This is a genomic window from Williamsia sp. (assembly GCF_016462415.1).
Classification (GTDB): Bacteria; Actinomycetota; Actinomycetes; order Mycobacteriales; family Mycobacteriaceae; genus Williamsia_A.
The window spans coordinates 1-19652 of sequence record NZ_JAEMTF010000023.1 but is presented as its reverse complement, the minus strand read 5'-3'; the positions used below and the strand labels follow the sequence as shown (position 1 = coordinate 19652).

General features: G+C 67.8%; 14 protein-coding genes and 1 tRNA gene. 7 read left to right on the top strand and 8 right to left on the bottom strand.

What is annotated here, in order from left to right:
- Nucleotides 1-46: 46 nt before the first annotated feature.
- Nucleotides 47-1420, bottom strand: a complete 1374-nt coding sequence (locus JHC79_RS08210) for an ABC transporter substrate-binding protein (RefSeq protein ID WP_296389671.1) — start codon at nt 1418-1420, stop codon at nt 47-49.
- Between the two features lie 173 nt (nt 1421-1593).
- On the bottom strand, nt 1594-2211 hold the full coding sequence (locus tag JHC79_RS08205; RefSeq protein ID WP_296389670.1) for a response regulator: 618 nt from the start codon (nt 2209-2211) through the stop codon (nt 1594-1596).
- A gap of 132 nt (nt 2212-2343) precedes the next feature.
- Here JHC79_RS08205 and JHC79_RS08200 point away from each other — a divergent pair.
- Nucleotides 2344-2417: transfer RNA gene (locus JHC79_RS08200), tRNA-Leu, on the top strand.
- 57 nt (nt 2418-2474) lie between these two features.
- Here JHC79_RS08200 and zwf read toward each other — a convergent pair.
- Both zwf and JHC79_RS08190 read right to left on the bottom strand, forming a co-directional pair.
- Nucleotides 2475-3941, bottom strand: a complete 1467-nt coding sequence (zwf, locus tag JHC79_RS08195) for a glucose-6-phosphate dehydrogenase (protein WP_296389669.1) — start codon at nt 3939-3941, stop codon at nt 2475-2477.
- Between the two features lie 52 nt (nt 3942-3993).
- Nucleotides 3994-4566, bottom strand: coding sequence for a TetR/AcrR family transcriptional regulator (locus tag JHC79_RS08190; protein WP_296389668.1), 573 nt, complete (start codon nt 4564-4566; stop codon nt 3994-3996).
- Nucleotides 4567-4793: 227 nt separating this feature from the next.
- On the opposite strand from JHC79_RS08190, the gene JHC79_RS08185 reads away from it, so the two are divergent.
- The 6 genes from JHC79_RS08185 to JHC79_RS08160 all read left to right on the top strand — a co-directional run bounded on the left by JHC79_RS08185 (nt 4794) and on the right by JHC79_RS08160 (nt 10754).
- Entirely contained in the window at nt 4794-5459 is a 666-nt protein-coding gene (locus tag JHC79_RS08185; RefSeq protein WP_296389667.1) for an HAD-IA family hydrolase, read from the top strand.
- 103 nt (nt 5460-5562) lie between these two features.
- Nucleotides 5563-6789, top strand: a complete 1227-nt coding sequence (locus JHC79_RS08180; protein WP_296389666.1) for a sedoheptulose 7-phosphate cyclase — start codon at nt 5563-5565, stop codon at nt 6787-6789.
- On the top strand, nt 6782-7603 hold the full coding sequence (locus JHC79_RS08175) for a class I SAM-dependent methyltransferase (protein WP_296389665.1): 822 nt from the start codon (nt 6782-6784) through the stop codon (nt 7601-7603). The genes JHC79_RS08180 and JHC79_RS08175 overlap by 8 nt, the downstream gene beginning before the upstream one ends.
- Entirely contained in the window at nt 7600-8943 is a 1344-nt protein-coding gene (locus tag JHC79_RS08170) for an ATP-grasp enzyme (RefSeq protein ID WP_296389664.1), read from the top strand. Before JHC79_RS08175 ends, JHC79_RS08170 begins: the two co-directional genes overlap by 4 nt.
- Nucleotides 8944-9999: a D-alanine--D-alanine ligase gene (locus JHC79_RS08165; RefSeq protein WP_296389663.1), complete on the top strand. Its 1056-nt coding sequence runs from the start codon at nt 8944-8946 to the stop codon at nt 9997-9999.
- A 32-nt stretch (nt 10000-10031) separates the two neighbouring features.
- Entirely contained in the window at nt 10032-10754 is a 723-nt protein-coding gene (locus JHC79_RS08160; RefSeq protein WP_366782478.1) for a TauD/TfdA family dioxygenase, read from the top strand.
- 11 nt (nt 10755-10765) lie between these two features.
- On the opposite strand, the gene JHC79_RS08155 is transcribed toward JHC79_RS08160, so the two are convergent.
- The 4 genes from JHC79_RS08155 to gltB all read right to left on the bottom strand — a co-directional run bounded on the left by JHC79_RS08155 (nt 10766) and on the right by gltB (nt 19307).
- A complete protein-coding gene (locus JHC79_RS08155; protein WP_296389662.1) occupies nt 10766-11647 on the bottom strand; it encodes an acyl-CoA thioesterase II in 882 nt (293 codons plus the stop codon).
- Between the two features lie 84 nt (nt 11648-11731).
- Nucleotides 11732-13150 carry a pyruvate kinase gene (gene pyk / locus JHC79_RS08150; protein ID WP_296389661.1) on the bottom strand — a complete coding sequence of 473 codons (1419 nt, stop codon included), beginning with the start codon at nt 13148-13150 and terminating at the stop codon, nt 11732-11734.
- Between the two features lie 93 nt (nt 13151-13243).
- Nucleotides 13244-14746 (bottom strand): glutamate synthase subunit beta, encoded by a 1503-nt coding sequence (locus JHC79_RS08145; protein WP_296389660.1) that lies wholly within the window; start codon nt 14744-14746, stop codon nt 13244-13246.
- Entirely contained in the window at nt 14739-19307 is a 4569-nt protein-coding gene (gltB, locus tag JHC79_RS08140) for a glutamate synthase large subunit (RefSeq protein ID WP_296389659.1), read from the bottom strand. Before gltB ends, JHC79_RS08145 begins: the two co-directional genes overlap by 8 nt.
- Between the last annotated feature and the right edge of the window lie 345 nt (nt 19308-19652).

The following is a 19652-nucleotide window of genomic DNA, read 5'->3' as shown; positions in this document are numbered from 1 at the left end:
CCCGCACCTCCCTCGAGGAGATGCGGGGTTTCGTCGTGGATGGTGCTTACTTACCGGCCACCGAGACGTACTTGCGGGTCGGCTCGAGCAGTTTGTTGGAACCGTCGAACTCCAGGATTCCGTACGAACCGATGGACGGCTCGCCGGCCTCGTTGAAGTCGAGGGTTCCGGTCACACCGTCGTAGTCGATGTCCTTGCCCTGACCGACCAGGTCGAGGCACTGCTTGTACGCGGTGCACTTCTCGCCACCGGAGGTGACGGAGTTGATCTGCGATGCGATCGAGCGACCGTTGGTCGACTTCGCCTGCGCCGCCGCCAGAGCCGTGATCACCGTGGCGTCGTAGCTCTCACCGGCGTAGTTGTAGTCGATCAACTTGGGATCGGCCTCCTTTAGCCGAGCCTGGAACTCCGCACCGGTGTTGGTCAACGGTGTGGTGCCCTTCATGCCCTTGAGCAGCCCGCCACCGACGGCCTCACCGAGGGCGTTGCCCATGTTGCCGTCGACGCCGTAGACCGACTTGCCGTCCGTCGGTCCGATGCCCACCTCGTGCATACGGGTGATGATCTTGGCGCTCTCGTCGAAGCCGATGACCGCGACGCCGTCCGGGTTGAAGTTCTTCACCTGGTCGACCTCGGCGTTGAACGACTGGGCGTTGGGGTCGTAGATGATCTTCTGGATCTGGTCGGCCGGGATACCGGCGGCCTCCAGGTTCTTCTGCGCCTGCTCGGCCAGACCGGTGCCGTACGGATCGTTCAGCGCCAGCAGCGAGACGCGCTGGACGCCGTCCTCGGCCATCGTCTGCGCGAGGGCCTGGCCCTGCAGGATGTCCGCGGGCGCGGTACGGAAGTACTGGCCCTTGTCCTTGTAGCAGGTGAACTCGTCGGAGGTGTTGGCCGGCGAGAACATCACGGCGCCGGCCGTGGCGATCTTGTCGAGCACCTTCAGCGACACCGACGACGACGCCGCACCGACGATGACCTGCGCACCCGCACCGAGCTCGCGGTCGACCGTGGCGCTCGCGGTGTCGGTGGTGGTGTCGCCGGAGTCACCGGTGATCTCCTGGACCGGCTGCCCGAGCACACCGCCGTTGGCGTTGATGTCGGTCACCGCCAGCTTGACGCCTGCGAATTCCGGCGGCCCGAGGTAGGCGAGGCTGCCGGTGGCGGGCAACAGGGTGCCGACCTTCAACGGCGCGGTGCTGACCGGGCCGGGGGTGGCCTTCTCGACCCCTCCGGGGCAGTTGAGCTTCTGGGCCAGACCGAGACCCGAGGGGGCCGGGGTGGACTCGATGCTCACGCTCTCCGACGGCGACCCGGAACTGCCCCCGGAATCCCCACTGTCGCTGCTACTACAACCGGCCAGTGCCACCACGGACACCGCCACGACTACTGCACCACTCATGAGATGGCGACTCGACATCAATGTTCTCCTCGCAGATGACATTCGAGGGCGGCGCGAACGGAAGACGCGAATTGGGAGACCGCACCTCGACCCGGTAAAGCTAGCGTGGTTGTGTTGCCCGCGAGTTACGTTCACCGAAACCCGACGGCCATCCACGAGGACTGTCGATGAGCGCGTGGGTGTGCCGTGCGCTACTTCTCCTCGAGGGTCTCGATCACGACGTTGGCGACGGTCTTCATCGTGGTGCGGCGGTCCATCGCGGCGCGCTGGATCCACTTGAAAGCCTCTGGCTCGCTCAATGATTGACTGGTCATTAGCAATCCTTTGGCGCGTTCGACGAGCTTGCGGGTCTCCAGACGTTCGGTCAGGTCGACGACTTCGCCTTCGAGCGTGGTCAACTCGGTGTAGCGACTGACCGCGACCTCGATCGCAGGCACCAGATCGGCCTTGCTGAACGGCTTCACGAGGTAGGCCAGCGCCCCGGCGTCACGGGCCTTCTCGACGAACTCGCGCTGGGAGAAGGCGGTGAGCATGACGACGGGGGCCAGACGCTTCTGTGCGATCTCCGCGGCCGCGTCGATCCCGTCGCGAACCGGCATCTTGATGTCCATGATCACCAGGTCGGGCTTGAGCGACTCGGTGAGGTCGACGGCCACCTGACCGTTCGCGGCCTCCCCGACGACGTCGTAGCCCTCCTCACGCAGCATCTCGATGAGGTCCATGCGGATGAGTGAGTCGTCCTCGGCGACCAGCACACGGTGGGTTGTGCGGGCATCGCCCACGGACTCTGTCGACGACGCTGATGTCACAGGGTGAACCTCCACGGTGAGTAGTCCGATGTACCCGTCGCGACGACGCTGTTCACGGTGGGCAACCGATGCAGAGCACAGTACCGGTTACCGAACGGGCGGGCCGATCATCTAATGTTGTGCTTCGCGCACGCCCCCGTAGCCCAATTGGCAGAGGCAACGGATTCAAAACCCGTCCAGTGTCAGTTCGAGTCTGACCGGGGGCACTCTCCTGTCACGACGCCCAGCACGATCGGCGTCGGCAACGCCCGGTCGGCGTCCGTTCACTTCTTGTTGCGCCAGCTCCGTTCGAACGGCAGACGCCATGCGTGCGGCGCGATGAGCTGGTGGATCGCGTTCGGCCCCCACGACCACGGGCTGTAGCTGCGCACCGGCGGCGGGTCGGCCAGCAGCGGCGCGGAGACCTCCCACAGCCGCTCGATGCCCTCGGCGGTCGTGTACAGCGTGCGGTCGCCCTTCATGGCGTCGAGGATCAACCGCTCGTAGGCCTCGAGGACCAGGCCGGCGTGTTCGTGCTCGCCCATCCCGAACTGCAGACTGAGCTTGTCGAGCTTCATTCCCGGCCCGGGACGCTTGCCGTAGAACGACAGCGACACCTTGAACACGTCGGCGAGGTCGAAGGTCAGGTGGTCCGGACCGTGTTGTCCCACACCGGATCCCTGCGGGAACATGCTCTTGGGTGGTTCGCGGAAACCGATCGAGATGATGCGCTGCCCCTCGGCCAGACATTTCCCGGTGCGCAGGTAGAAGGGGACGCCTGCCCATCGCCAGTTGTCGATGCCGCACTCGAGTGCGATGAACGTCTCGGTCTCCGACTCGGGCGCGACGCCCGGCTCCTCGCGGTAGCCGATGTACTGCCCACGGACCACGTCGTGCGGGTCCAACGGTTTCATCGACCGGAAGACCTTGTTCTTCTCCTCGCTGATCGGGCCGGGCGCCAATGCGGTCGGCGGCTCCATGGCGACGAACGCGAGGATCTGGAACAGGTGGGTGACGACCATGTCGCGGAAGGCGCCGGTCGACTCGTAGAAGCCCGCGCGACCCTCCAGCGACAGCTTCTCCGGGACGTCGATCTGGATGTAGTTGATGAAGTTGCGGTTCCAGATCGGCTCGAACAGCCCGTTCGCGAACCGGAAGGCCAGGATGTTCTGGGCCGACTCCTTGCCCAGGAAATGGTCGATGCGGAAGATCTGCTCCTCGTCGAACCAGCGGTGGATCGAGGCGTTGAGCTTCTTCGCACTGGCCAGGTCGGTCCCGAACGGCTTCTCCATGATGACGCGCGAGCGCTCGACGAGACCGGCCTCGCTGAGCATCTCGAGAACGGCCATCGCAGCTTTCGGCGGGACGCTGAGATAGTGCAGCACCCGCGCCGAACCACCGATGGTGTCCGACGCGGCCGACACCGCATCCGCGAGCGCGCCCGGTCCGTCCCCCTGCGACACGTAGGTCAGTGAGTCGAGGAACTCGTCGACGGCCTCCGACGTGAGGCTGCGGCTGGAGAACTCGAGGCACGCCTTCTTGGCCGCGGCCCGGAAATCGTCGGTGCTGATCTCGTCGAGGGAGGTCCCGACGACGCGGATGGCCGGCGTCAGCTTCGACATCGACAGGTGGAACAGGCCGGGGAGCAGCTTGCGTTTGGCGAGGTCGCCCATCGCCCCGAACAGTACGACGACATGGGGGTCGACGTCGTCGGCGTCGCGGTCGGTACGGAGATCCTCGGTGGTGGTCACAGAGGTGATCGTCCCATCCCGGCGCGGGAGCGGCACGGCGAACGAAAACGGTCTACGGCGCGCGCAGGCCCGCGAGCAGGATGTCGATCGCGTGCTCGACGGTGGTGTCGTCGGGTGGTGAGCCGTACATCAGCGTCGGGCAGACCACGACTCCCGACAGCATCGACACCGCCGCCTCGAGGCGGATGCCCTCGGCGAGCTGCGACAGCAGGCGCCGCGCGATGTGTTCGCCATCGGCGACGAGATCGGTTCGGATCCGGCCGATCTCGTCGACGCTCGCGCCCCACTGCGCCAAGACCATGAGGACACGGTCGAGGCCGAGGTCGTTGATCGCGTCACGGAAGGCGTGCAGTTCGGCGATGAGGTCGGCGCGCAGGTCGCCGGTCGGTTCGTGATGGGGCAGTTCGCCCAGGGCGCCGAGGGCCATGGTCAACAGATCCACCCGCGAGGGCCAGTGCGTGTAGAGCGTCGTCTTCGAGTACCCCGCGAGGCGGGCGACTCGGGCGTGGGTCAGTTCGTCGAATCCGTCGGTGGTCAGCACGTCGAGCGACGCACGGGCGACATCGGTACGGGTTCGGGCAACGCGGGCGTCTTCCGCGGTTGCGCCGGCTCGTCCGGGGCTCATCGGGGCGAGTCCTCCTCGGGGTCGGTGGCCGCCCTCTCGGGTGATCGGTCGACGAAAAAATTACCTCTTGAACTGTCAGACCAGTACTGTACTGTCAAAACAGCACGAAGGTGATGACGTTGGAGACCTGCGGCGTCGACGCACCGATGAATTCTTGTGGGGCCGGTCAACTGCGACCCGGATGTCGAGGTGTTGACCCGCCGATTCCACGTCACGAAGGGATCTTCATGTCCGCCATTCTTTTCGGTTCCATCAGCACCATCGCCGACACGTCCGAGCTCCAGCGCCGCGCCTTCAACGAGGCGTTCGCCGCGCACGGCCTCGATTGGAACTGGACACGCGCCGACTACATCTCGATGCTCGGCTCGAACGGTGGCGCCAACCGTGTCGCCGACTACGCGAAGTCCAAGGGCGCCGACGTCGACGCCGCCGCCGTGCACGCCACCAAGTCCGAGATCTTCCAGAAGCTGGTGGGCGAGGCCGGACTGACCCCGCGTCCCGGTGTCGTCGAGACCCTGGCCGCGGCCAAGAAGAGTGACGTGAAGGTCGGGTTCGTGACCACCACGTCGGCCGACAACATCTCCGCGCTCCTCGACTCGCTCGGACCCGATGTCTCCAAGGAGAGCTTCGACATCATCGTCGACTCCTCCAGCGTGTCCGAGCCCAAGCCGGATGCCGCGTCCTACACCTTCGCCCTCGACAAGCTCAGCGAGAACGCCGCCGACTGCGTCGCGATCGAGGACAACGAGGGTGGCGTCGCCGCCGCATCCGCCGCCGGCGTCACGTGCATCGCGTTCCCGAACGAGAACACCGCAGAGGGCGACTTCAGCGCCGCCGTCGAGTCGGTCGACGCGCTCGATTCCGGTCGCGTCACCGCGCTCGCCGGCGTCTGAGTCCCGCACTGCACCCGACCATCCCGGTCGACCCGTTCCACCCCCCACACTTTCATCGCCATCTGCGCTGCCGCATCGACGCGGCGGTCTGAGGAGAACCACCGTGAGCAACCTCCAAGCACAGGTAACCGCCACCGACAAGGCATTTCACGTCGAGGGCTACGAGAAGATCGAATACGACCTGATCTACGTCGACGGCGTGTTCGACATCGCCAACACCGAACTCGCCGACAGCTACCGGCCCTACGGTCGGGCCCTGATGGTCGTCGACGAGTCGGTCCATGAGATCTACGGCGAGAAGATCCGCGCCTACTTCGCCCATCACGACCTGACCCTGCACGTCGTGCCCGTCCAGATCCGCGAGACCGCGAAGTCGCTGGAGACGTTCGAGCGGATCGTCGGCGAGTTCGACTCGTTCGGCCTGGTCCGCACCGAGCCGGTGCTCGTCGTCGGCGGCGGCCTCACCACCGACGTGGCGGGCTACGCGTGCGCCAGCTACCGGCGCAACACCCCCTACATCCGTATCCCCACCACGCTCATCGGTCTGATCGATGCCAGCGTCTCGATCAAGGTGGCGGTCAACTACGGCAAGCACAAGAACCGCCTCGGCGCCTACCACGCGTCGCAGAAGGTTTTGCTCGACTTCTCCTTCCTCGCAACCCTTCCCGAGGACCAGGTGCGCAACGGCATGGCCGAGCTCATCAAGATCTCGGTGGTCGGCAACTCCGAGATCTTCGACATGCTCGACGAGCACGGCGCCGATCTGCTGCGCACCCGTTTCGGGCATCTCGACGGAACCCCCGAACTGCGCGAGATCGGCGACCGGCTGACCTATCAGGCGATCGCGACGATGCTCGAACTCGAGGCACCCAACCTGCACGAGATCGACCTCGATCGTGTCATCGCGTTCGGCCACACCTGGAGTCCCACACTGGAACTCACTCCCCCGGCACCGTTCTTCCACGGTCATGCGATCAACATCGACATGGCTCTGTCGACGACACTGGCCGCGCAGCGCGGTCACCTGTCGGCCGGTGACCGCGATCGCGTGCTCGGCGTCATGAGCGACCTGGGCCTGTCCCTCGACAGCGAGTACCTGACGCCGGAGCTGCTGACCGAGGCGACGAACTCGATCCTCAAGACCCGTGACGGCCTGCTGCGCGCCGCGATCCCCGACCCGATCGGCTCGTGCCGCTTCCTCAACGACGTCACGACCGACGAACTCGCCGACGCCCTGGAGATCCACAAGAAGATCTGCATCGCCTACGACCGCGAGGGCGCCGGTATCGACATGTTCACCGCCCCCGTGTCGGCGGGCGCGCATGCCTGATGGGGTCGTGGCGCCACCGCGACCGGTGACGCCGTCCACCATCCTCGCCGACGAGCTCGCCGCGATCTGTCGTCAGTTCGAGTCGGTGCCCGGTGCGGACCCCGCACTCATCGACCGACTGCGCCGATCGCGCGATCTCGCGGCGGGGATGGATCCCTACCTCGACGCCTGCACGACCACCGAGTCCCCCGCGCTGGCCGAGTTGGCCCGGCGCACCCGCTCGGCCGACTGGTCGACATCGACCGCGGGCACCGGACTCGAGCAGGAGATGCTGTCGGGCCATGTCGAGGGCCAGGTGCTGAAGTTCCTGGTGCGCATGTCCGGCGCGTCCCGTGTGCTCGAGATCGGGATGTTCACCGGCTACTCCGCTCTGGCCATGGCCGAGGCGCTGCCGGACGACGGCGAGGTGCTGGCGTGCGAGATGGATCCCGAGGTCGCGCGATTCGCCCAGGAGTGTTTCGCGCAATCCGAGGTGGGGCGTCGGATCGCGGTGGCGGTCGGACCCGCGTCGGAGACACTCGAACGTCTGGCCGCCGCGGACCGACAGTTCGACCTGGTCTTCATCGACGCGGACAAGCCGGGATACACCGGTTATCTGCAGCAACTGCTCGACGGGGAGCTGCTGGCGCCGGGCGCGGTGATCGCGGTCGACAACACACTCATGCAGGGGCAGCCCTGGCTCGAGGGCACGACCACGACCAACGGTTCGGCGATCGCGGAGTTCAACGCGGCGCTCACCGACGACGACCGCGTCGAACAGGTGCTCATCCCGCTGCGCGACGGTCTCACGCTGATCCGTCGAGTGGACCGATGACCACGACCGCCGACCCCTCCACCTCGACTGTCGTCACCGGTCCGAGAACCGCCGGTGTCGGCGGGACCGTGGCCGCGATGGCCGGGTTGGTGGCGACCCTGCCATTCGACCTCGCCCTGGTCTCGCTCGCGCTGCTCCGTCCGCGGTCGAGGCCGGCACCCGCTGCGGATCGACGGACCGTCCTCATCACCGGCGGGAAGATGACCAAGTCGCTGGCCCTCGCCCGGTCGTTTCACGACGCCGGACACCGGGTCGTGCTCGTCGAGGCGCCGAAGTACCGGTTCACCGGTCACCGGTTCTCGCGCGCGGTCGACGCCTTCCACACGGTCCCGGAGCCGACGGCCCCCGGTTTCGCCGAGGCCCTGCGCGACGTCGTGGTCGCCGAGGGTGTCGACGTGGTCATCCCCGTGTCGTCACCGGCCTCGAGCATCCACGAGGCGCGGGCGCGGGCGCTGTTGGACGAGCACTGCGAGGTCATCCACGCCGATCTCGAGACCGTGACCATGCTCGACGACAAGGACGCGTTCTCCGCGACGGCCGAGTCGTTCGGTCTGCGGGTCCCCGACCACGCCCGGATCACCGACCCGCAGCAGATCGAGGACTTCGATTTCCCGGCCGGGCGCGAGTACATCCTCAAGCGGATCGCCTACAACCCGGTCGGACGGATGGATCTCACCCGACTGACCCGCGAGACCCCTGCTCGCAATGTCGAGTTCGCGCGCAGTCTGTCCATCTCCGAGGCCGACCCGTGGATTCTCCAGGAATTCATCGCCGGCCGCGAGTACTGCACCCACGGCACGGTGCGCAACGGCGCGCTGACGGTCTACGGCTGCTGCGAGTCGTCGGCGTTCCAGGTCAACTACGCCATGGTGGACAAGCCCGAGATCCGTTCCTGGGTCGAGCATTTCGTCAGCTCCCTCGGCGCCACCGGTCAGATGTCGTTCGACTTCATCGAGGCCGCCGACGGACACGCCTACGCCATCGAGTGCAATCCGCGGACCCACTCCGCGATCACGATGTTCTACGACCACCCCGATGTCGCGGCGGCGTACCTGCGCGACGATCACCCGGTCATCACCCCGACACCGGCTGCGCGCCCGACCTACTGGATCTACCACGAGGTCTGGCGACTGCTCACCGAGACCGGACGCCGCGGTCACCGGCTGCGGACCATCGCCGAGGGAACCGACGCCATCTTCGCGTGGTCGGACCCGCTGCCCTACCTGCTGGTGCACCACCTGCAGATCCCGTCACTGCTGTGGAACAACCTGCGGCGCCGGGCCGGCTGGACGCGTATCGATTTCAACATCGGCAAGCTGGTCGAGACGGGCGGTGACTAGGTGGGCGGGCAACGCACCGTGCTGCACCTCGTCGGCTCTGCGGTCGACGAGTTCCACGCCGATCTGTCACGTCTCTACGCCGGCGGGTGCGTCGACGCCGTCGACGACCCGGCGCTCTACGACATGCACATCGCCTACGTCGATCCCGACGGATCGTGGCGCTTCCCGACCGACCTCACCGAGGCGGCGCTGACCCGGGCGCCGGCGATGACCCTGCCTGCGGCGCTGGCGTACATCGAGACGCTGCACGTCGACGCGATGGTGCCGCAGATGTTCTGCCTGCCCGGCATGACCGCCTACCGGGCGTTGTTCGACGCGCTGGGCATCCCGTACGTCGGCAACACCCCCGACCTGATGGCGATCGCCGCGGACAAGGCGAAGACGCGGGCGATCGTCGCGGCCGCCGGCGTCGCCGTCCCCACCGGGGTCGTGGCGCGCGCGGGGGAACGCCCCGACGTCACCCTGCCCGTCGTGGTCAAGCCGGTCGACGCCGACAACTCTGCCGGGGTAACCCTGGTTCGCGAACCGGCCGATCTCGATCCCGCGATCACCGATGCGCTCGAGCACTCCGGGTCGGCCCTGATCGAGTCGTACGTCGAATTGGGCCGAGAGGTGCGGTGCGGGATCATCATTCGCGACGGCGAGTTGGTGTGCCTACCGCTCGAGGAGTACGCCGTCGACGCGCGGTCCAAGCCGATCCGACGGGCAGATGACAAGCTCGCACGGTCCGACAGCGGTGAGCTGTACCTCGTCGCCAAGGACGACGCGCACGCCTGGATCGTCGACGTCGACGACCCGATCACAGAGCGCGTGTGGGAGGCGGCTCGCCGATGTCACATCGCCCTCGGCGCGCGCCACTACAGCCTGTTCGATTTCCGCATCGACCCGAACGGCGATCCCTGGTTTCTCGAGGCCGGGCTCTACTGCTCGTTCTCCCGCGGCAGCGTGGTCGCGGTGATGGCCGCCGCCGCCGGGATCGACGTCACCGACCTGTTCGCGACGACGCTGCGCGAACTCACCCGTGAGAGGACATCGTCATCGACCACACAGCACTGAACCCGGTCGGCGCCCGCGTCACCGGCATCCGGGTGGAGGCGCTCACCGACGCCCAGACCGACCTGCTGCGCAATCTGTTGGCCCACCACGGGGTCATCATCCTGCCCGACCAGCACATCGACGACGATCAGTTCCGGCTGTTCCTGCGGAGCTTCGGTGAGACCGTGTTCACCGAGGGCGAGACCCCGGTGCCGGGTCATCCCGACCTCAACGTCATCAGCAACGTCGGGCGGACGACTCCCCCGCGGTCGCAGTTCCACGTCGACACCAGCTACGTCCGGCATCCACCCGCCTACACCGCACTGCGGGCGGTGGACGTCCCCGAGCAGGGCGGACAGACGTTGTTCAGCAACCAGTTCCGTGCGTTCGAGACGCTGCCCGCCGACGTGCGCGAAAATCTCCTGCACCGCACCGTCACCCACGTGATGACAGGACTCGACCTCGATGACGAGGCGGAGACCTCTGCCGAGCACCCACTGTGCCGGGTCCACCCGATATCCAAGCGCACCGCGCTGTACCTGTCGACGCCGCAGCGGTGCGCCGCCGTCAGCGGGCTCAGCCCGGAGGAGGCCGAGTACACCGTCGCGTCGCTGCTGGAACACAGCACACGCGAGGAGAATGTCCTGCGGCACAACTGGTCTCCGGGCGACGTGGTCATGTGGGACAACCGTGCCGTGATGCACCGAGCGGACCATTCCGGTGTCGTCGGCGACCGGGTCATGCACCGCGGCATGGTCGCCGAACCCGCCGTCTGACGGATCGGGACTCAATCCTTGGGCGGGAAGTACTTGATCAACGCCTCCTGCGCGACGGTCGTCGCGAGAACGCCCTCACGCGTGAAGAACCGCCCCGACGCCAGCCCGCGGGATCCCGCGGCGACCGGGGACTCGGTCGCGTAGAGCATCCACTCGTCGAACCGGAAGTCGCGGTGGAACCACATCGAGTGGTTCACGGTGGCGGCGAACAACCGGTCGATGCCCCACGAGAGCCCGTGGGTGGTGATGATCGAGTCCAGCACGGTGGTGTCGGAGGCATAACACATCGCCGCGACGTGCAGCAGCGGGTTGTCCGGGAGTCGACCGTCGGCCTTCATCCACACCCGGTTGTCGCGCAGTCGCTCGCCGGACTCGCGCGCCTTCCAGGTGGGGTCGTTGGCGAACCGGATGTCGATCGGGTGGATCGCGTCGACGAACGCCGCGATGCGGTCCTCGTAGCCCTTGAAATGCTCGCCCAGCGGCGGCAGGTCCTCGGGGTACGGGACCTCGGGGGTCGAGACCGTGTGCTCGAGGCCCGCGGCGCTGTCCTGGAACGCGACGAGCATCGTGAAGATCTCGGCCTCCCCCTGCATCGCCGTGACCTGCCGGTTGGCGAAGCTGCGCGCGTCACGCGAGCGGTGCACGTGGTACTCCAACGGCTGGGACACGTCGCCGCCACGGATGAAATGAGCGTGCAGCGCATGCACCGGAGGGTCGCCCTTGACGATCGTGCGGCCGGCCGCGATGACGCCCTGCGCGAGCAGTTGTCCACCGAAGGTCCGTGCGGTCACCTGCTCGGGATGGCGCCCGACGAAGACGTCGTCACCGGCGTCGGTCAACTCGAACAGGTCGAGGAGTTTGTCGAGATCACTCTGCACAATCACGTCCGTCATCGTTTGCCCCCTGCGTCAGTTCACCCGGATCGCACCCGACTCGACGTCGGCCGCGACTCCCCCCGGATGGAGTCCGTGACGAACTCAGTGATCCTCTTCGCCGATGCGATGCACATGGATGAGGTTCGTGGAGCCGACCGTGCCGGGAGGGGCACCGGCGACGATGACGACCTGATCGCCGACGTTGAGACGGCCGATCTTGAGCAGCGAATTGTCCACCTGTCGGATCATGGCGTCGGTGCTGTCGACGTTGTCGACCAGGAACGTCTCGGTTCCCCAGCTCATCGCCAGCTGACTGCGGACCTCGGGCAACGGCGTGAACGCCAGCAGCGGCAACCGGGTGTGCAGGCGCGCGAGTCGGCGGACCGTGTCGCCGGACTGGGTGAAGGCCACCAACGCCTTCGCGTCGAGACGTTCACCGATGTCGCGTGCGGCGTAGGAGATGATCCCGCGCTTGGTCCGCGGGACATGGCTGAGCGGCGGCACGTCCCGCGTACCGTTCTCCACCGCGTTCACGATCCGCGCCATGGTGCGGACGGTCTCCATCACGTATTTGCCCACCGAGGTCTCCCCCGACAGCATCACCGCGTCGGCACCGTCGAGGACGGCGTTGGCGACGTCGGAGGCCTCTGCCCGGGTCGGGCGCGAGTTCTCGATCATCGACTCGAGCATCTGGGTGGCCACGATGACCGGCTTGGCGTTCTCGCGCGCGATCTGGATGGCCCGCTTCTGCACGAGCGGGACCTCCTCGAGCGGGAGCTCGACACCCAGGTCACCACGGGCGACCATCACGGCGTCGAAGGCGAGGACCACGGCCTCGAGGTTGTCGATCGCCTCGGGCTTCTCGAGCTTGGCGATCACCGGCACGCGGCGACCGACACGGTCCATCACCTCGTGGACGAGTTCGATGTCGGCGGGTGAGCGGACGAAGGACAGTGCGATCAGGTCGACACCCAGCGACAACGCGAACTCGAGGTCGGCGGTGTCCTTGTCCGACATCGCGGGGACCGACACGTTCATCCCGGGCAGCGAGACGCCCTTGTTGTTGCTGACCGGTCCGCCCTCGGTGACGCGGCAGACCACGTCGTTGCCGTCGACGTCGATGACGGTCAGACCGACCTTGCCGTCGTCGACGAGCAGACGATCGCCCGGCTGGGCGTCCTGGGCGAGCTCCTTGTAGGTGGTCGACACGCGGTCGTGGGTGCCCTCGACGTCGTCGACGGTGATGCGCACCTGCTCACCGGTGGCCCACTCGGTGCGGCCCTGCGCGAAGCGGCCGAGCCGGATCTTGGGTCCCTGCAGGTCGGCGAGGATGCCGACCGCGCGGCCGGTGACGTCGGAGGCGGCACGCACCCGCTCGTACATCGCCTGGTGATCGGCATGGCTGCCGTGGCTGAAGTTCAGCCGCGCGACGTCCATCCCGCTCTCGACGAGTTCGCGGACCCCCTCGGCCGAATCGGTCGCAGGGCCGAGGGTGCAGACAATCTTTGTACGGCGATTCACCGTTGCGAGCCTAGTCTTCCGTCGCGGGCAACTCCATCACTCCACCGACTTGTCACCGTGTGTGCACATCCGCTGAACCCCCGCGCGCCGCGGTCATCGCACCGACAGCGGCAGTGCGTCGGGATGCACGGGCGCCGGGAGATCGGAGGCGCCCATCAGGAAGACGTCGACACCGCGGGCCGCGGCACGGCCCTCCGCGATGGCCCACACCACCAGCGACGCGCCGCGATGCGCGTCGCCGCACACGAAGACGCCGTCGGCCGCGGTCTCCCAGTCGCTGCCACACGGCACGGTGCGCCTGCGATCGAGGTCGACCCCGAGATCGCTGAGCAGCGCCGAGTGCTCCACGCCCTCGAAACCGATCGCGAACAACGCCATGCCGCAGGGGATCTCGAATTCCTCCCCCACCGGGACGACCGATCGCTTCCCGGTGTCGTCGCGACGGACCTCGACCTCGGCCAGCACGAGATGGGTGACGTGGCCGGAGCTGTCGCCGCGGAACCGTTGCACGGCAACCTGATAGCGGCGCTCACCGCCCTCCGCGTGCGACGACGAGGTCCGCATCACCAGCGGCCAGGTCGGCCACGGGGACAGGCCCTCGTCGCGGTCGGCGGGCAGCTCGGGGTTGTAGTCGAGTTGGGTGACTGACCGTGCGCCCTGGCGGTGCGCAGTGCCGAGGCAGTCGGCTCCGGTGTCACCGCCACCGATGATCACCACGTCTCTGCCCTGCGCCGATACGGGTGAGGGTCCGTCGCCCTCGCACTCGCGGTTCGCGGGCACGAGATGTTCCATCGCGAGGTGCACACCGGTCAGCTCCCGGCCGGGCACGGGGTTGTCGCGGGCGGCGAGCGCCCCCACCGCGAGCACGACCGCGTCGTGGCGCTCCCGCAACTCGGTGACGCTCAGATCGACACCCACCTCGCACCCGGTCTGGAAATCCGTGCCCTCGGCACGCATCTGCGCCAACCGACGGTCGATGTCGGACTTCTGGAGCTTGTACTCCGGGATGCCGTAGCGCAGCAGTCCGCCCAGCCGGTCGTCGCGTTCGTAGACCGTGACGTCGTGGCCCGCTCGGGTCAGCTGCTGCGCGGCGGCGAGGCCGGCCGGCCCGGATCCGACGACACCGACCGAGCGACCCGTTCGGACCGCGGGGATCTTGGGTTCGACTCCGCCGTCGCGCCAGGCGGTCTCGGCGATCGTCTTCTCGATGCGCTTGATCGTGACGCTTCCGCCGGTGGTCTTCTCGGCGATCGAGAGCACACACGCCGACTCGCAGGGCGCGGGGCAGATCTTGCCGGTGAACTCCGGGAAGTTGTTCGTCGCGTGCAGTCGCTCGCTCGCCGCGTCCCACCTGTCCCGACGGACGAGGTCGTTCCATTCCGGGATGAGATTGCCCAGCGGGCACCCCGCGGTCCCGGAGTGGCAGAACGGGATCCCGCAGTCCATGCACCGGCGTGCCTGACCGGCGACCTCGATGCGCAGTTGCAGCGGATCGTGATCGATGTAGACGTCGTCCCAGTCCTTGACACGGTCGGCGGCCGGGCGTGCCCGGTCCTCGACCTTGTCGACGTTGAGAAATCCGCGTGGGTCAGCCACGAGCCGCCTCCATGATCGCCGAGTCGACGTCGCGTCCTTCGGCCCGGGCCATCCGGGCGGCGTCGAGTACTCGTTGGTAGTCGGTCGGCATCACCTTCGTGAAGGCCAGGCACCGGCGTGGCCAGTCGGCCAGTACCGACGCCCCGACTGCCGAACCGGTCAGTTCGGTGTGTTCGGTGATCCGCTCCCGCAGCCACGTGAGGTCGTCGGGATCGGGCCGCTGCAGGTCGACCATCGCGTGGTTGACCTTCGACGGGTCGAGGTCGTGGACGTAGGCGATACCCCCGGACATGCCCGCGGCCAGGTTGCGGCCGGTGGGTCCGAGGATCACCACCCGTCCCCCGGTCATGTACTCGCAGGCGTGATCGCCGACGCCCTCGACCACCGCCACCGCCCCGGAGTTACGGACCGAGAAGCGTTCGCCGACGCGTCCGCGGAGGAAGACCTCCCCCGAGGTGGCGCCGTAGAGCAGGGTGTTGCCCGCGATCACCTGGTCCTCGGCGATGTACGTCGCGCCCGGACCGGGTCGGACGATCACCCGACCTCCGCAGAGGCCCTTGCCGACGTAGTCGTTGGCGTCGCCCTGCAGGTCGATGGTGATCCCGGGTGGCAGGAACGCACCCAGGGACTGACCCGCCGACCCCGTCAGTCTCACGGTGATCGTGTCCGGGGCGAGCCCCGCCGCGCCGTAGCGGCGGGTGACCTCGGCACCGAGCAGGGTGCCGACGGTGCGGTTGACGTTGCGCACGGGCAACTCGAGGGTCACCGGATGCGCGTCCTCGAGCGCGCCCTCGGCGAGTTGGATCAACGTCTGGTCGAGGGCCTTGGCCAACCCGTGCTCCTGCCCGGTGATCCGGCGGCGTGAGCCGGTCACCTCCGGCATCGCGAAGATCGGGGTGAGGTCGATCCCCGCGCTCTTCCAGTGCGCCACCCCGTCCGCGGTGTGCAGCGCGTCCGCTCGCCCGATCGCCTCGTCGAGGGTGCGGAACCCGAGCATGGCCAGGTGCTCGCGCACATCCTGGGCGATGAAGCGGAAGAAGTTGACGATGTGCTCGGCCTTGCCGGTGAACCGTGACCGCAGCATGGGGTTCTGGGTCGCGACCCCCACCGGGCAGGTGTCGAGGTGACAGACGCGCATCATGATGCACCCCGCCACGATCAGCGGCGCGGTGGAGAACCCGTACTCCTCGGCACCGAGCAGGGCCGCGATCATCACGTCACGCCCGGTGCGCAACGCGCCGTCGCACTGCACGGTGATGCGATCGCGTAACCCGTTGAGCATCAACGTCTGCTGGGCGTCGGCCAGGCCGATCTCCCACGGCGTACCGGCGTGCTTCAGCGACGTCAGCGGTGATGCGCCGGTGCCGCCGTCGTGTCCGGAGATGAGCACGACGTCGGCGTGCGCCTTCGACACGCCCGCCGCCACGGTGCCCACACCGACCGCACTGACCAGCTTGACGTGGATGCGGGCGTCGGAGTTGGCGTTCTTCAGGTCGTGGATGAGTTGGGCGAGGTCCTCGATCGAGTAGATGTCGTGATGCGGCGGCGGCGAGATCAGCGCGACACCGGGTGTGGAGTGCCGGGTCTTGGCGATCCACGGATACACCTTGTAGGCCGGGAGCTGGCCGCCCTCACCGGGTTTCGCACCCTGCGCCATCTTGATCTGGATGTCGGTGGCGTTGGTGAGATAGTCGCTGGTGACGCCGAACCGACCCGACGCGACCTGCTTGACCGCGCTGCGCCGCCGGGGGTCGTAGAGGCGGTCGGTGTCCTCGCCGCCCTCACCGGAGTTCGATCGGCCGCCGATGCTGTTCATCGCGATCGCGATCGTCTCGTGCGCCTCGGCCGAGATCGACCCGTAGCTCATCGCGCCGGTGTTGAAGCGGGTCATGATCGACTCGATCGACTCCACCTCGTGCAGCGGGACCGGGTCGCGGCCGTCGGTCACGAAGTCGAAGAGCCCCCGCAGTGTCCCGCCCTCGGCGGAGAGTCGGTTGACCTCGTCGCTGTAGCGGCGATAGACCTCGTCCCTGCCGCTGATGGTGGCGTGCTGCAGGAGGAACACGGTCTCGGGGGTGAACAGGTGCAGCTCCCCCTCACGCCGGTACTGGTACTCGCCGCCGACCTCGAGCCGCCGGTGGACCTGCTCGGTCGGGTTGTCGGGGAACGCGCGGCGGTGCCGGATGGCGACCTCCTCGGCGATCTCGTCGAGTCCGACGCCCTCGATCCGCGAGACGGTCCGGGTGAAGTACTCGTCCACCAGCGACCGCGACAGGCCCACGGCCTCGAAACACTGTGCGCCCGTGTAGGAGCTGACCGTCGAGATGCCCATCTTGCTCATCACCTTGAGCACGCCCTTGCCGAGCGCCTGCAGGTAGTTGCGGACCGCCGCGGTGGCGGGCACGCCGGTGAGCTCGCCCTCGCGGATGAGGTCCTCGATGGACTCGAAGGCCAGGTAGGGATTGACCGCGGCGGCCCCGAAACCGATGAGCACCGCGAGGTGGTGGACCTCTCGGGCGTCGCCGCTCTCGACCACCAACGCCACCTGCGTCCGCTGCTTCGTCCGCACCAGGTGGTGGTGGACGGCCGACACCGCCAGCAGCGACGGGATGGGGGCGTGGTCGGGATCGGACTCGCGGTCGCTGATCACCAGGGTGGCGTGGCCGTCGGCGATCGCCGCGCTCGCGCGGACTCGCAGGTCGTCGAGCGCGTGCGCCAACGCCTCGCCGCCGCCGGTGACGTCGAAATGCGCACGCAACACCTTGGCCGCCAGACCACGGTGGTCGCCGTCGTCGTTGATGTGCACGATCTTGGCGAGCTCGTCGTTGTCGAGGACCGGCCACGGCAGGACGATCTGGCGGCACGACGCCGCGGTCGGCTCGAGAAGGTTGTGTTCGGGTCCCATGACGCGCGCCATCGACGTCACGATCTCCTCGCGGATCGCGTCCAGCGGCGGGTTGGTCACCTGCGCGAACAGCTCGACGAAGTAGTCGTAGAGCAGCCGGGACCGTCGGGACAGCACGGCGACCGGAGTGTCGGTGCCCATCGATCCGAGCGGCTCGGTTCCGCCCGCGGCCATCGGGGTCAGCAGGATGCGGAGGTCCTCCTCGGTGTAGCCGAAGGACACCTGCCTGCGCACCACCGACTCGTGCGTCGGGACGAACCGGGGCCGGTCGGGCAGGGTAGCGATCTCCAGCAGTCCGGCGTGCAACCACTCGGCGTACGGCTGGGAGCCGATGAGGTCGGCCTTGACCTCCTCGTCGGGCACGATGCGTCCCGCCGCGGTGTCGACGAGGAACATCTTCCCCGGCTCCAGACGGCCCTTGGAGACGACCTCTTCGGTGGGGATCTCGAGCACGCCGGCCTCCGAGGCGAGGATCACCCGGCCGGTGGTGGTGTGCCACCAGCGACCGGGGCGCAGACCGTTGCGGTCGAGCACCGCCCCGACGACGGTGCCGTCGGTGAAGGTCACACAGGCGGGGCCGTCCCATGCCTCCATCAGCGACCCGTGGAACTGGCAGAACGCTCGACGGTCCGGATCCATGTCCGCGACGTTCTCCCACGCCTCGGGGACCATCATCATCACGCAGTGTGGAACGCTGCGGCCGCCGAGGTGCAGCAACTCCAGGACCTCGTCGAGCGAGGCCGAGTCGGACGCCTCCGGCGTGCAGATCGGGAACAGTCTGCGCAGATCCCCCGGGATCAGATCACTGGCGAGCATGGCCTCACGCGCGCGCATCCGGTTGCGGTTGCCGCGCACGGTGTTGATCTCGCCGTTGTGGGCGATGAACCGGAACGGGTGCGCCAGCGGCCACGAGGGAAAGGTGTTGGTGGAGAACCGCGAGTGCACGATCGCGATCGCGCTCTGGCACCGCTCGTCGCGCAGGTCGGGATAGAACGCGGGCAACTGCGTGGTGGTGAGCATTCCCTTGTAGGTGATGGTGCGCGCGGACAGCGACGCGATGTAGATGCCGCTGCCGTCTCCGGCGATCTCGTCGGTCATCTGCTCGGCCCGTTTGCGCAGCGGGTAGACCGCGCGGTCGAGGTCGATCCCGGCCAGTGGCCGACCGTCGGTGTCGGTGGCCGAGACGAAGAGCTGGGACATGAACGGCATGCAACCGCGGGCCGTGGCCCCCACGTCGGCGAGGTCGGGGTCGACCGGCAGCACGCGCCACCCGAGGACGGTGACGCCCTCCTCGTCGGCGATCGCGGCGATGCGGGCGCAGGCCGCCTCGCGCGCGGTCTCGTCGACCGGGAGGAAACAGACACCGGCGGCATAGGTGTGCGAGCCGTCGTCGGCCTGGGGTGGCAGGTCGAATTCGGTGACCGCGCGCAGCAATTCGTCCGGTAACTGGATCAGGATGCCCGCGCCGTCACCGCTGGTGACCTCGGCGCCTGCGGCACCACGATGATCGAGGTTCTCCAGGGCCAGCAGGCCGTCGGCGACCACGCCGGCCGACCGGCGGCCGTGGATGTCGCAGACCATGGCGACGCCACACGAATCGGATTCGAGATCGGGGTCGTACAACCCCTGGGCATCGGGCAGCGCTGAGAACAACACGGGAAACCTCCACGATTTCCGGCCCGCGACGGGGCCGGACCAGGCAAGGTCCTCAGGACAGCACTGGCCCGTGGGGTAAGACGTGGCAACGCCGACTCACGCTGCGCGAAGCCTGATGTTAACACCGCTCATACGGGGTGGCGGTGTGTGCGAACCGTTGCCGACGGGCGCGCTACGGCGTGGGACGCGCTTCGTCGTCGGTCGTCGCGTCGGTCGTAACGTCGGCGCTCTCAGTGTCGGTCGGGGTGTCCTTCGAGACGGACACCGCGTCGTCGGTGGGCGCTGAGTCCTCGGTGGGCGTTGAGTCCTCGGCGTCTGTAGCCGGTGGGGCGTCGGTGTCGGGGG